Below are 13765 nucleotides of genomic sequence, written 5' to 3'. Positions count from 1 at the left end.
ACCTTAGCATCTTAAAAATAAAAAGAGACTATTTCATATTGGTGAAATAGTCTCTTTTGTTCTTAGAAGCTTAGTAACTTAGAGTCTTAGCATCTAAAAAAATATAGTGAAGTATTAACTGTTTAACCGTTGTTAAAGTAAAAACGTATAAACGAGTTAGATACCTAGAAATACTCTTGTGAATTCAAAACATTTATATAGATTAGAGTACATGAATACACCATTTTTTATTATTATTTCTTCGATCTTTTCCATAATACATAATATTTAGTTTAGACAATTACTCTTCTGATGATTCGTGTTGAGATGATTCTTCGGGTGACGATTCGTGCTCGTGTTGTGGCTTAGCAACTAAGGTTGTTACAGCAAGCTGTACTAATGAACCGAATATATTTTTAAATATTCCGTCGCTTTTCCCAATTACTAATTTTTTTGCCAGGAACCCAATTCCGATACTGATTGCTGATTGCGCTATATCGCTTTTAAAACCAACAGTTTCATTAATTTCTGCCACCGTGTTTCGAATAAGATTAAGAGGTTTTAAATTCTCTTTAATTTCATCGATTTCATCTTTTATTGCAATCCATTCAGCATCTTGTTGTGCTTCTAATTGCTTTATTCTCTGATTTAATGCATCAATAGTATAAACAGCTTCCATGACAGTTTTATTTATTATGTAGTTAAATCAGTTTTTGTTTCTTTTAAAATACTGGAAACAATCATGTTTCCGATAGGCGTTTTGATAAGCTTATGTTGCGCAGAATGTAAAATAATTGCAACGATAAGATAAAATAGCGCCATGATAAAAAAACCGTAATAATACTCCCCAAGCTCTTTTCCAATCCATAAACTAAGTCCGATATTCAGGAATAAAGTAAAAAATGCAACAACAGCGCCAACCGCAATTTTGGATGTTAGTGATGATAATACATCTGCTGATGCTTCTACTGTTTTCAGCTTGATTAACTCAAGACTGGTTTTGGTATAGTTCTCAGCTTTTTCATACATATTAAGGTTCTCGGTAGTTGTTGCATTTGGTTCCATGATAGGGTATTTTTATGGTTGAAAAATTTCACTATTTAGTAGTTCGTTTTTACTGTTTTAGCTTCGTCTTTAATTGCATTGTAATCTTCTTTTACCTGATTGAATTTTGCTTTTCCTTCATCAAGGATGTCTTTTCCATTTGAAGTAATTGTGCTTAAAATTCCATCAACTTTGCTTTTTAGGTTATCTCCGTAATCTTTTGATTTATCTGAGATTTTTTTTCTTGTATTTGAACCTTTGTCCGGTGCAAACAATACTCCTAAAAATGCTCCTGCCGCTGCGGCTCCTAAAATTCCTAATAATGTGCTACTCGTTTTCATAATATTTGATTTAGTGATTAATATAAATTTGTATAATTTTTAATTTTTTAAATTTCTCGACCTTTAATAAGTCTGAATAGTATTGCGATAATGGCAATGACTAATAATATGTGTATGATACTTCCGGCGCTATAAGCAAAGAACCCAATGGCCCAAAGTATAACTAAAATAACTGCGACTGTATATAATAAATTTGACATGGTTTTTATTATTTAATGGTTAATAATTTGTTTTTATTAATTCAGCTTATACGATAAGTATAAGGTAAGATTGCTGTTTTTTGCATCTGGAAACGTATAAGTAGTTCCGGCAACTGTTCTTTCTTTACCAACGGTTGTTAAACCATAATTGTAACGTAAACCAACACTAATTGGGTTAAAATCTACTCCAACACCAGCTGAAAGACCAGCATCAAATTTGTTCAAATCATCAGTATCAATTGCTTCATCAAAATTGATGTCTCCGTCACCTGTAACTTTAGAACTTACCAGGTATGAAGCATAACCACCGGCATGAACATTAAAGTTTTTAGTAATATTAACTCTCACTAATAAAGGAACTTCAATATAGTTTAATTTGAATTTTGCATTTCCGTCTACAAAAGCATTGTTATAGTCTAATTCGGCACCTTTTGTAGTGTACAAAATCTCTGGCTGAATCGCGATAAAATCGGAAATTGGCAAAGTTGCATAAACACCGGCATTGAATCCGTAAATTACATTGTTATCATCAGCTTCGCTTTGATAAAGGTTTGACATGTTAAATCCTCCTTTTACACCAAACTCAGTGGTTACTTTTTCTTCTTGTGCTTGCAGCATTCCAAATGAAGCTGTCATAAAAAGGGTTAAGGCGCATAAAAAATTTGATTGCATTTTCATTGTTAAAAATTTTAGTTGTTAAAAAATATATATAAAGGCATTTAATAAAATTCATTCTTAATTTGTTCTGTTTCTCGTAAAAGCTGGTACTGTTCAGGCAGATACTGAAGGACTAATTTCAAAATCAACTGATCATTTGTTCTTTTTGAAATCTGTTCCAGCAATTTGATTTGTTGGTCCAGTGCTGCTGTCATCGAACTTAAATAAGCGTCATTAAAACTGGAACCAGTTGTATTACTCAATTCTGTTAACTCCTGTTTATGAGCTGCGTTGATGTCGGTAATTATAATGAGCTTTTTATTGGCCATTTCAGTTACTTGCTGCAACAATTGAATTTGATGATCCGCAATCTTTTTACTTACTTCCACTATTTTATTGTCAGAACTTTTTTGTTGTGCAACTTGACTTTTTGAAATCATTGAATTCATAACATTTCCCATTTCTATAAAAAAAGAATTTTCTAATTCTTCATTATTACTTTTATTAAAAGCTTCTTTCTTAAATGAGTTTGTCTGTTGGTTTTTTTTTCCGCAGGAAGAAAAACAAATTGTAAAAATCAATAAGAAAAGAACTTTAAAAATGGGTGCTTTTGATATGCGTATTGTTTTCATTATTACTTCATAAAGTATTACATTACAAAGATGCTAACGAATGAAAGGTTTTGCTTTACAGCATAAAAAAGAAACGTTATATAATTCCCATAATGGCTGTATATCAGGTTTTTTAAGGGATTTAGAAGAAATAAAAAAAGCGTTTACTGAAATGAAGTGGTATCATTTTGCAGTAAACGCTCTCTTACAATATTGTATTTGTTATTCTGGTAGAAATACAGTAAAAACGGATCCGACATTTGGAGTGCTATCGGCTAAAATATGTCCTTTATGATTTTCGACAATCTTCTTGCAAATCGCTAAACCAATTCCGGTTCCCGGATAATCTGTTTTAGAATGCAGACGCTGAAAAAGAATAAAAATGGTTTCTTTGAATTGCGGATCAAAACCCATTCCGTTATCTGTAAAAGTTATTTTGTGAAATTTCTTCACAGACTGTTCTAAAAATTCAGGATAATCTGATGATAATACTTTTTCACTTTCAATAGAAATTTCAGGCGGAACTCCTGCTTTATTATATTTTAAAGAATTTCCAATTAAGTTGATGAAAAGCTGTTCAATCTGATAGGGTATAACTTCAAGCTTCGGCATTTTTGAAGCTTTAATTACGGCTTTATTCTCATGAATAACTTCAGCTAATTCTGATTCGGCATTTTGAAGCAATTCATTCAGATTCGATTTTATAAATTCTTTTTTAGTCGTATTTGTTCTCGAGAATAAAAGTAAATCGTCAATTAATACTCGCATTCTCTTCGCAGAAACTGCAATTTTTGAAATATAATCCCTGCCGCTTTCAGACATAACTGCTTTATCAGCCTCAGAAACTCTTGAAATAAACGTTTGAATTTTTCTAAGCGGTTCCTGTAAATCGTGACTTGCCACATGATTGAAAGAAGCCAGCTCTTTATTGCTTTTTTCTAATTCTCTGTTTCGTTCCTGAAGTTCGATATTAAGTAAATGCTCATCAGTAATGTCAAAATTGATTCCGAGTAGAATTTTACTTCCTTGCTGATCGGTCAATAATTTGCCAGTTGATTTAAAATATCTGATTTCATTATTTGGACGTACAATTTTATAATAAATAAAAGGAAGATTTTTTTTCTCTATTATTTTATCCATTGATTCTGAAACAGCAGCTCTGTCATCAGGATGCACGAAATCAAGAAAAGTTTCTATGACGGGTACAAAAGAGTTTGGTGTAACGCCTAATAATCGATACTGATTGTCAGAATAAGTAATTTTATGAGAATCTAATTCCCATTGCCAGGTACTAAATTTTCCAATGATTTCAGACTCGGCCATTAGACCACCAGAAATTAAAAGTTGTTTGTTGAATAATTTTAAGCGCTGAAAATCGCGGCTGATTTGACGATAAGCTAATAAAATAAAAAGTAATGCGGTTAAGAATAGAGAAATAGAGAAAACCGGACTTAGTGAAATTTCCTGATCGTAAATTTCTAATCTTTTTTTAAGATATTTTCTTTCGATATCATTCATTTTATCCACCTGGAAACGAATGTTCTCCATCAATATTCGTCCGCCAAACATATGATTGTCCAGTTTTCGTTTATCGTATGTTTTTGGATCGCTGTATTTCAGGCAATTTTCAAACGAAACAAAGCGCTGAATAATTAGTTTAAAAAGATTTTCGAGATTTTTCTGCTGAACGGCATTGTCAACAGTGAGTTTTTTCAGGGTAACAAAGGAGGCATTTACTTTGTCACGCGAATAAAGATACGGAGTCAAGAACCTGTTGTTTCGTGTGATGATATATCCACGCTGGCCAGTTTCCGCATCTTTAATCGCCGACATTAATCGTTCTAATTGTATGTTGATCTCATACGTATGCATTGCCAGCTTACTGGATTCGTTTAAATCCTGATTGTGCTTATAAGCAATAGAAGATAGAAATAACAGAATGAAAACTGCGATGACAAAAATAACTCTCAAAGAGTTTGAAGAATTAAAATTTGGTATCCATTTCATTTAGCATGCGTATTATTTTAGTCGTAACAAAAAGTTATCACGATTCAGACCTGAAGTATGATAGTGCCAGTTAACGGTCACGACTTCGTTGATGATTTTTTTAAGCGTATTAAAATCGCTTGGCTTTTTAATGTAAATATTAGCTCCTTGAACAAATGTGTCTTCAATATCTTCTTCAGATGATGAAGTGGAGTAGATGGCAATGATAATGTTTTTTAGACGATCTGATTTTTTAATTTCGATCAAACATTCCTTACCCGTTTTTTTTGGCATATTCAAATCCAGAAACAAGATGTCCGGTAATTTGTTTTCAGGATCCAATAAGTGATCCATTAACTGCATTCCATCATGAACAAATTGTACTTTGGTTTGTATTTTGATTTCTTCAAATGCGTCTTTGAAAAAAAGACGATCATCTTCATCATCATCCGCCAATAAAATATTTAATGCGTTTTTTTGCATTTTAGTATAGTATTTAAGTTTTATTTTAAATTTTCTCTTCGTTTTTTAATGATTCTCTGAAAAGCCGATGGCGTAATTCCGGTAGTGTTTTTAAACTGTGTACTTAAATGTGCAACACTTGAGTAATTTAGTAAAAAAGCAATTTCCGTCAAACTCATTTCATTAATAATAATTAATTGTTTGGCTCTTTCAATTTTTTGTAAAATGATAAAGTTTTCGATAGAAGAATAGGTTACTTCTGAAAAAACGTTCGATAAGTAGCCATAACTATGATTTAGTTTTTCTGCTAAAAATACAGAACTTTTATAATTATTGCTGTCTTCCAGGAAAACAAGTTCAATTATAGCATCTTTAATTTTTTGCACTAAAACACTCTTCTGGTTTTCAACAACTTCAAAACCATGAGGAGCTAAATTTTCTTTTAAAGCTTCAAGCGCTTCAACGTTCAGATTATCTTCAATTTCGATCTCACCAAAACCTAAAGTTTTAAAGTTTACATTTTGTTCTTCCAGGTTTTGCTTTAAATAGAGAGAACAAATGGTGTTTATGTCGAACTTTATAAATAGTTTCATTTTATAAAAATTTGGTTAAAGATAATTAATTTATTTTTGGTTCCGGGCGTAATAACTATCGGATAGTTCAAGTAATTCATGAATATACTAAAAAAAATCAAAAAAATACCGTCTAATGTTTTTTTTATTAGACGGTACCCTGGTTGACCTCGAAGATTTTATAAATCTGAAATGATTTTTTGAACCTCTTCTTTGGTCTTACCTAATTTTTGCTGAACTTTTCCGTAGAGTTCATCTTCTTTTCCTTCTTCGTAAAGTAGATCATCATCTGTAAGATCAGCGTATTGTTGTTTAAGTTTTCCCTTCAACTCGTTCCAGTTACCTTTTAGTTCAGTACTATTCATGATATTTATATTTGTATTAATAGTTTTGTAAAATTGCAAATTATCGATTGGGCAGTTGTTACACTTATTCTGTTAACTGTTGTATAATTCACATTTGTATTTATTATTAAACCTGATAGCGTCTTAAAACCCAGGCCATTTTTTCATGTTCCTGCAATAAGCCTGTAACAAAATCAGCCGAACCAATATCGTTGTTTTCATTTTCAAAAACGGGAATATAATCCCTGAATTCAGTTACTAACTGCTCGTGATTTTCTAAAAGTTCTCCCAGCATATGTTTTTGTGAGGCATATTCTTTTGGAGATTCTTTTAAGGTTGAGTTTTCAATAAACTCGTTCATTGTACCAATTGTTTTTTCACCAAGCTGGCTAATGCGTTCTGCAACTTCATCAATATTAGCTTCCAGAATTCGGTATTGATCTTCAAACAATTTGTGTAATTCCATGAAGCTGTTTCCTGAAATGTTCCAGTGAAATTTTCTTGTTTTCACATACAAAGTCATTTCGTTAGATAATATAGTGGCTAATATACTGGTGCTCTTCTTTAAGTTTTTTGTACTAATTCCGATATTTGGGCTCATAAGTGCTTCATTTAAGGTTGTTTTACAAAAATAGGTTAGGGGGTAATTTTTTTTCTTATACAATTTTATGAAGATGTTATAGGAATTCAATGTTTGAAAAATAAAGTGCAACCAGTATTTAGTGTAATTTTTAAATTAGAGCAACTGAGATCAGTTAATTCGTGAATTCGTGGCGGAAAATCATTCGCAAACCAATAATATTATTTGTAATTTTGCCGCACTAGTAAAATACAATATGACAACACAACAACTACACGAACAAATTCTTCAAAAAAAATCATTTTTATGCGTTGGCTTAGATCCTGATTTAACTAAAATGCCTCCTCATTTATTAGAAACAGAAGATCCAATTTTCGAATTCAATAAAGCCATAATTGATGCAACTCAAGATTTGGCTGTTGGGTACAAACCAAACACCGCTTTTTTTGAAGCATATGGAATAAAAGGGTGGATGTCATTACAAAAGACAATCAATTACATCAATGAAAATTTTCCTGAACAGTTTACAATTGCCGATGCAAAACGTGGCGACATAGGGAATACTTCAAGTATGTATGCAAAAGCTTTTTTTGAAGATTTAAATTTTGATAGTGTAACCGTTGCTCCTTATATGGGGAAAGATTCAGTTGAACCTTTCTTAGCTTTCGAAAACAAACATACCATCATGTTAGCCTTAACATCTAACGAAGGTGCATTTGATTTTCAAACCTTAACTACCAACGGAACAGAATTATACAAACAAGTTTTAGAAACCTCTAAAACATGGAAAAATAGCGAAAACCTAATGTACGTGGTTGGTGCTACCAAAGCGGAATATTTCGCAGACATCAGAAAAATTGTTCCTGACAGTTTTTTATTAGTTCCGGGAATTGGCGCTCAGGGTGGAAGTTTGTCTGAAGTATGCAAATACGGAATGAACGATAAAGTTGGTTTATTGGTAAACTCTGCAAGAGCTATTATCTACGCCTCAAAAGGAACTGACTTCGCTGAAAAAGCAAGAGAAGAAGCATTGAAAGTACAACAGGAAATGGAAGAGATTTTAAATTCCAGGTTTCAGGTTTAAAGTTTCACGTTGCCTTACTTTGAACATAATTTAACCGCAAAGTTCGCAAAGTTTTTTCGCAAGGCTCGCAAAGGGAATAACTTTGCGTTCATAGCGTAAACCTTAGCGAACTTTGCGGTTAATAAACATTCCAACAAAACTTGAAACCTGAAACAAAGAAAACCTGAAACAAAAAATAAAATGAAACAACTCACAGATCAACTTGGTACATTACATTCTTTTGAGACGGCTCCAAAACGTATTATTTCGTTGGTTCCTTCTCAAACCGAATTATTATTTGATTTAGGTTTAGAAGAAAAAATCATCGGGATAACGAAGTTTTGTGTACATCCTTATCATCTAAAATCGACTAAGAAAATTGTTGGCGGAACCAAGAAGATTCATTTTGAGAAAATAAAATTATTGCAGCCCGATATTATCATTTGCAACAAAGAAGAGAATACACTTGAAATCGTCGAGCAATTAAGTGCAATTTGTCCGGTTTGGGTAACGAATATTGTTTCTGTTGAAGATAATTTTCAGATGATTTCAGATTTCGGGCAATTGTTTAATTGTAGAACCGAAGCCCAAAAATGGAATGACAAATTAACTTTCGCCCTAAACGATTTCAAAAAATACATTCACGATATTCCATCAAAAAAAGCCGCTTATTTTATCTGGAAGAATCCTTATATGGTTGCGGGAAAAGATACATACATTAATGAGCTATTAAAGCTGAATCATTTTCAGAATATCTACGAAGAGAAAGGACGCTATCCTGAAATAGAACTAAAAAAAATGAGATTGGAAGGCGATCCCGATTTGGTTTTCCTTTCATCAGAGCCGTATCCTTTCAAAGAAGAAGACGCTTTCGACATAGGAAGATTTACTCATCACGCTAAAACCATCTTCGTAGACGGAGAAATGTTCTCCTGGCACGGCAGCCGACTTTTAAAAGCTTTCCCATATTTCAAACTACTACACGAAAGACTAAAAAATTAGTTTCAGGTTTTCTTTGTTTCAAGTTTCAAGTTTTGTTGGAACGTTTTTTTAACCGCAAAGTGCGCTAAGATTTTACTTAACCGAGATGTTTTAAACGCAAAGTTCGCAAAGCTAGATCAACATAAAGCTTTGCGAACTTTTCGTTTCTATAAAACCAAGAGAATAAAAATCTTAGCGCACTTTGCGGTTAAAATTTATGTTCAAAGTAAGTCAACCTGAAACTTGAAACCTGAAACTAAAAAAACAAAATTGTCATAAAAAAAGAATGCCGGCATCTCGAAGACGCCGGCATCATTTAACTAACCAAAACCAAAATAATAAATAACCAGTTTATTACACTACAAAGATCTAACATATATGAATGTTTTGCTGTTAAGGTTTTGTTATTACTTTGTTGGACATAAGTTAAGATTTTTTAAGAGTTCATTTTGAGGATTTTATTACGGTAAATTGTTTTTGATTATTATAATATAATAACTATCAATTTTACTTATGAATATGATAAGTATTAGTTTGTATATTTGATAAAACATTAAATATCAGCAAGATGGAATCAGACAAAAAATTAACAACTGCAACCGGAACGCCGGTTCCAGACAATCAAAACATTCAAACAGCAGGACCTCGCGGACCTGTTTTATTACAAGATTTTTGGTTTTTAGAAAAGATGGCGCATTTTGATCGTGAAGTAATTCCGGAACGTAGAATGCACGCTAAAGGTTCTGGTGCATACGGAACTTTTACGGTTACACATGATATTACAAAATACACAAGAGCCGACTTGTTTTCGGAGATTGGTAAAAAGACCGAAATGTTTGTGCGTTTTTCTACTGTTGCAGGAGAAAGAGGTGCTGCTGATGCTGAAAGGGACATTCGTGGTTTTGCCATGAAATTTTATACCAATGAGGGAAATTGGGATTTGGTAGGAAATAATACGCCTGTTTTCTTTTTTCGAGATCCAATGAAATTTCCGGATTTAAATCACGCCGTAAAACGTGATCCAAGAACCAATTTGAGGAGTGCTGATAACAATTGGGATTTTTGGACTTTATTGCCAGAAGCGTTACACCAAATTACAATCGTAATGAGTGACAGAGGTATTCCGAGATCGTACAGACAAATGCACGGATTCGGGAGCCATACTTTTAGTTTCATAAACCATCAAAACGAAAGACATTATGTCAAATTCCATTTTGTAACACAACAAGGAATTGATAATCTTTCTGATGAAGAAGCGGCTAAATTAGTGGGAGGTGACAGAGAAAGCCATCAAAGAGATTTGTATGATGCGATTGAAGAAGGAAACTTCCCAAAATGGAAAATGTTTGTGCAAATCATGACAGAAGAACAAGCTGAGAATTATCGTTTTCATCCTTTTGATCTCACGAAAGTTTGGCTAAAAGGCGATTATCCTCTAATTCCAGTTGGTGAATTCGAATTAAATAAAAACCCTGAAAACTATTTCGCTGAAGTAGAACAGGCTGCTTTTAATCCTGCTCATGTGGTTCCCGGAGTTAGTTTTTCTCCGGACAAAATGTTGCAGGCGCGTTTATTCTCTTATGGAGATGCGCACCGTTACCGTTTAGGTGTAAATAATTTCCAGATTCCGGTCAATTCATCAAGATGTCCTTATAATACTTTCCACCGCGATGGAACAATGCGTGTAGATGGTAATAACGGAAGCCGTAAACACTACGAACCAAATAGTTTTGGAGAATGGCAGGAACAACCGGAATTTAAAGAACCACCATTGAAACTTCATGGCGATGCTTATGCACATAATTTCAGGGAAGATGATACGGATTATTTTACCCAACCAGGCTTATTGTTCCGCTTACTAACAGACGAGAAAAAACAATTGTTGTTTAAAAACACGGCCGGACAAGTAGGAGGAGCCCAGAAATTTATTCAGGTTCGTCATATCCGTAATTGCTACAAAGCCGATCCTGCATACGGAGAAGGTGTAGCAAATGCCTTAGGATTAACAATGGATGAAGTCAATAACTTCGATGATCCAAGATTGGCGATTGTAGTTAGGTAAAAGAAAGGTTCAGAGGCTCATAGGTTCAAAGGAACAAAGGTTTATGAGTTGTAAATAGAATTTAAAAAGCAAACCCGACAGGTTTTTAAAACCTGTCGGGTTTATTGTTTGTTATAAAAACGTTTAATTTATTTTATTTAAACCGAACTGCAGTTCAGCTTTCTCTATAGACAACAGTCTTTGCGAACTTTATAAAGTTTCAGTAAAGACAAAGAAATATAACCTTAGCGCACTTTGCGATAAACAGTGCAGCTTTCTCTATAGACAAAAGCCTTTGCGAACTTTATAAAGTTTCAGTGAAGACAAAGAAAAATAACCTTAGCGCACTTTGCGGTAAAAAATCTTGCAGTAAAAAACTTAGAACCTTTGTACCTCTGCCTCTATGTACCTAAGAAAAAACAACTGTCTTATTACTATAAACCATCGTCTTACGCTCTGCATGCAATTTAATAGCACGAGCTAAAACAATACGTTCCAAATCGCGTCCTTTCATAATAAAATCATCAACAGAATGAATATGAGAAACCCTTGCAATATCCTGTTCGATAATTGGACCCTCGTCCAATTCTTCTGTTACGTAATGACTTGTTGCACCAATAATTTTCACTCCACGTTTAAAAGCCGAATGGTAAGGTTTGGCACCCGGGAAAGCAGGTAAAAACGAATGGTGAATATTAATAATTTTATTCTCGTAAAGCGATATCAATTTTGGTGTAATAATCTGCATATAGCGCGCTAAGACAATAAAATTGATCTTATATCTGTTGAGAAGTTCAATCTGTTTAGCCTCGCCTTCTTCTTTATTATCTTTTGTAAATGGTACGCAATGAAAAGGTATATCAAAACGCTCTGCAATCGATCTTAAATCATTGTGATTGCTAATGATTACCGGAATCTCAACATTCAATTCATCAGCGCTGTAACGTCCTAAAATGTCAAATAAGCAATGATCATATTTAGATACAAACAAAGCCATTTTTGGCTTTTGTTCCTGATTGTATAATTCCCACGACATATTAAAATCAGAGGCAAGAGATTTGTCAAAATCTTCTTTAAAGCTTTCAACAGTAATTTGGCTGTTGGTTAATTCACATTCCAATCGCATAAAAAACACATTTTGTTGTACATCAACGTGTTGGTCGATATAGATAATGTTGCCTTCCATCTTTGCAATAAAAGTTGTAACAGCGGCAATTATTCCCTTTTGGTCTTTACAGTGAATCAGAATGGTAATTTTTTGCATTTTTGGTTAGTTTTTTTGGTTTGGTTAGTGACAGAGTTGCAAAGGCTCAAAGTAACAAAGGTTCACTCTGTACCTTTGTTACTTTGTCCCTATGAACCTTCAAGAAATTTATTTTCCGTCCTGCATTGCAAAAACACTTTTTAATAAAGGCGTTGTTCTTGCGCTGATGTTATTTCGGATTTCTTTTTCTTCAACAGCAATCATTTTAAAAACACCTGACAAAGCTTGGTTTGTTGTATAATCTGTCAAATCAGGATTTACCTTTTTTACTAACGGAATCGTATTGTATTTTGTAATAATCTTTGTCCAAACGACATCGGCACCTACTTTTTCGAAGGAGCTTTTAATCACCGGATTAAATTTTCCGTATAAAGCTGTTGTTGTACTTCCTTGTAAATAACTTGTTGCAGCACTGTCGTTTCCTAATAGAATGTTTTTAGCATCTGTAAAAGTCATGTTTTTCACTGCAGATACAAATATTGGAGTTGCTTCTTTTACCGCATCTTCAGCAGCACGATTTAGCATTTTCACACCTTCATCAGCCAATGAACTTAAACCTATTTTTCGTAAAGTAGCATCTACTTTTTGTAATTCCGCCGGAAGCAAAATTTTTACAGCTTCATTTTTATAAAAACCATCAACAGCAGTTAGTTTGCTTACTTGCTGGGTAATTCCTTTGTTTAGGGCTTCTTTCAATCCAGAAGCAATGTCTACACCGCCCACTCCGGGAATCTGTGATGAAATTTGTGGGAACTGATTTAATGTTTGTTGCATCTCTGCGCAGGATGTAAGCGAGAACGTAAGGGCTAATAATAAAATCTTTTTCATGTTTGGGGTTTTATGAGTTCAAAAATACTACTTATTCAAAAACAAAGCCACAATTTTATTTTAGGAGCACACGTAATTTGTTTCATAATTAACATTAGTCCCGCTATCCGTTCCAATCTTTTGTGCCGAACCCCGGCACAAAAGGATTTACACTACTATCGGGGCTAGTTTAGAGGTTTCGGTTTTTTCAATTTTAGAGGAAAGAGGAAAGAGGAAAGAGTATAGAAAATAGAGAATCTGCGCTGATCTTCTAAAATCCGCCCAAATCTGCGTGCAAGAAAACTCCAACGAGTTAACTATTTAGCCAGTAAATCAATTTCTTCATCTGTTGATTCAATATAAACAGACATTTGACTGTATTTCCATTTGCCTCTTTTTTCGGCAACTACAAATAACGTTCCTTTACCTTTAGAGCCTTTTATCGGGATTTGTAAATCGCAGTTTCCCGTATCATTCTGAATACTGATATTTCCACTAACCATTCCGTCACCTTCAATAGGAGATCCTAGTTTATCATTTACTGATTTATCATGTTGTACGATAGTCATCGATTCTTTATAAGCATCAGAATCTTTCATCATCGAAGTTACACCAAAGAATATTCCGGCTATAAACAATCCAAAAAGAACTAAAAGGCCTAAACATCCCGTCGGAACAAACCATTTCCAGTTTCTGTCCCACCAATTTTTTCTAACTTCTGTGTAGTTATCTTCCATAATAAAAGGGTAATTTTAGATTTGAGTTTAATATTTGAAAGATATTCTTTTTCTTCCAAATTCTAATCAAATTCTAAAATTACCCCCGAGTTTAAA

General features: G+C 33.4%; 17 protein-coding genes. 3 read left to right on the top strand and 14 right to left on the bottom strand.

The window, feature by feature from the left end; all coding sequences use genetic code 11:
• Nucleotides 1-280: 280 nt before the first annotated feature.
• The 11 genes from BUA98_RS20610 to BUA98_RS20565 form a co-directional block, all read right to left on the bottom strand.
• Complete coding sequence (locus BUA98_RS20610) at nucleotides 281-658, bottom strand: hypothetical protein (RefSeq protein ID WP_072975639.1); 378 nt, start codon at nucleotides 656-658, stop codon at nucleotides 281-283.
• 14 nt (nucleotides 659-672) lie between these two features.
• On the bottom strand, nucleotides 673-1044 hold the full coding sequence (locus BUA98_RS20605; RefSeq protein WP_072975637.1) for a hypothetical protein: 372 nt from the start codon (nucleotides 1042-1044) through the stop codon (nucleotides 673-675).
• Between the two features lie 35 nt (nucleotides 1045-1079).
• The gene (locus tag BUA98_RS20600) at nucleotides 1080-1364 is read right to left on the bottom strand and encodes a YtxH domain-containing protein (protein WP_072975636.1); all 285 of its coding nucleotides are present in this window, start codon (nucleotides 1362-1364) and stop codon (nucleotides 1080-1082) included.
• A 47-nt stretch (nucleotides 1365-1411) separates the two neighbouring features.
• Nucleotides 1412-1564, bottom strand: a complete 153-nt coding sequence (locus BUA98_RS22310) for a lmo0937 family membrane protein (protein ID WP_139257033.1) — start codon at nucleotides 1562-1564, stop codon at nucleotides 1412-1414.
• 36 nt (nucleotides 1565-1600) lie between these two features.
• Nucleotides 1601-2242 carry a porin family protein gene (locus BUA98_RS20595; protein ID WP_072975634.1) on the bottom strand — a complete coding sequence of 214 codons (642 nt, stop codon included), beginning with the start codon at nucleotides 2240-2242 and terminating at the stop codon, nucleotides 1601-1603.
• A gap of 41 nt (nucleotides 2243-2283) precedes the next feature.
• Entirely contained in the window at nucleotides 2284-2853 is a 570-nt protein-coding gene (locus BUA98_RS20590; protein WP_072975633.1) for a DUF4142 domain-containing protein, read from the bottom strand.
• Between the two features lie 201 nt (nucleotides 2854-3054).
• Nucleotides 3055-4839, bottom strand: coding sequence for a sensor histidine kinase (locus BUA98_RS20585; protein ID WP_072975632.1), 1785 nt, complete (start codon nucleotides 4837-4839; stop codon nucleotides 3055-3057).
• Between the two features lie 12 nt (nucleotides 4840-4851).
• Nucleotides 4852-5301, bottom strand: coding sequence for a response regulator (locus BUA98_RS20580; RefSeq protein ID WP_072975630.1), 450 nt, complete (start codon nucleotides 5299-5301; stop codon nucleotides 4852-4854).
• 20 nt (nucleotides 5302-5321) lie between these two features.
• Nucleotides 5322-5873: a helix-turn-helix domain-containing protein gene (locus tag BUA98_RS20575; RefSeq protein WP_072975628.1), complete on the bottom strand. Its 552-nt coding sequence runs from the start codon at nucleotides 5871-5873 to the stop codon at nucleotides 5322-5324.
• A gap of 158 nt (nucleotides 5874-6031) precedes the next feature.
• Nucleotides 6032-6217, bottom strand: coding sequence for a CsbD family protein (locus BUA98_RS20570; RefSeq protein ID WP_072975626.1), 186 nt, complete (start codon nucleotides 6215-6217; stop codon nucleotides 6032-6034).
• A gap of 106 nt (nucleotides 6218-6323) precedes the next feature.
• Nucleotides 6324-6797, bottom strand: coding sequence for a Dps family protein (locus BUA98_RS20565; RefSeq protein ID WP_072975624.1), 474 nt, complete (start codon nucleotides 6795-6797; stop codon nucleotides 6324-6326).
• Nucleotides 6798-7032: 235 nt separating this feature from the next.
• On the opposite strand from BUA98_RS20565, the gene pyrF reads away from it, so the two are divergent.
• The 3 genes from pyrF (at nucleotide 7033) to BUA98_RS20550 (ending at nucleotide 10882) form a co-directional block, all read left to right on the top strand.
• The gene (pyrF, locus tag BUA98_RS20560) at nucleotides 7033-7860 is read left to right on the top strand and encodes an orotidine-5'-phosphate decarboxylase (RefSeq protein ID WP_072975622.1); all 828 of its coding nucleotides are present in this window, start codon (nucleotides 7033-7035) and stop codon (nucleotides 7858-7860) included.
• 180 nt (nucleotides 7861-8040) lie between these two features.
• The gene (locus BUA98_RS20555; protein ID WP_072975620.1) at nucleotides 8041-8841 is read left to right on the top strand and encodes an ABC transporter substrate-binding protein; all 801 of its coding nucleotides are present in this window, start codon (nucleotides 8041-8043) and stop codon (nucleotides 8839-8841) included.
• A gap of 547 nt (nucleotides 8842-9388) precedes the next feature.
• Nucleotides 9389-10882 (top strand): catalase, encoded by a 1494-nt coding sequence (locus BUA98_RS20550; protein WP_072975618.1) that lies wholly within the window; start codon nucleotides 9389-9391, stop codon nucleotides 10880-10882.
• A gap of 388 nt (nucleotides 10883-11270) precedes the next feature.
• Here BUA98_RS20550 and purU read toward each other — a convergent pair whose 3' ends face one another.
• The 3 genes from purU to BUA98_RS20535 form a co-directional block, all read right to left on the bottom strand.
• Nucleotides 11271-12125 carry a formyltetrahydrofolate deformylase gene (purU, locus tag BUA98_RS20545; RefSeq protein ID WP_072975616.1) on the bottom strand — a complete coding sequence of 285 codons (855 nt, stop codon included), beginning with the start codon at nucleotides 12123-12125 and terminating at the stop codon, nucleotides 11271-11273.
• A 108-nt stretch (nucleotides 12126-12233) separates the two neighbouring features.
• Entirely contained in the window at nucleotides 12234-12953 is a 720-nt protein-coding gene (locus BUA98_RS20540; protein ID WP_072975615.1) for a DUF4197 domain-containing protein, read from the bottom strand.
• A 296-nt stretch (nucleotides 12954-13249) separates the two neighbouring features.
• Nucleotides 13250-13669 carry a cytochrome c oxidase assembly factor Coa1 family protein gene (locus BUA98_RS20535; RefSeq protein ID WP_072975613.1) on the bottom strand — a complete coding sequence of 140 codons (420 nt, stop codon included), beginning with the start codon at nucleotides 13667-13669 and terminating at the stop codon, nucleotides 13250-13252.
• Nucleotides 13670-13765: the final 96 nt, after the last annotated feature.

The organism is Flavobacterium saccharophilum, assembly GCF_900142735.1.
Classification (GTDB): domain Bacteria; phylum Bacteroidota; class Bacteroidia; order Flavobacteriales; family Flavobacteriaceae; genus Flavobacterium; species Flavobacterium saccharophilum.
Note: the sequence above shows the minus strand (reverse complement) of the source record. Positions and strands in the feature narration are given on the sequence as shown.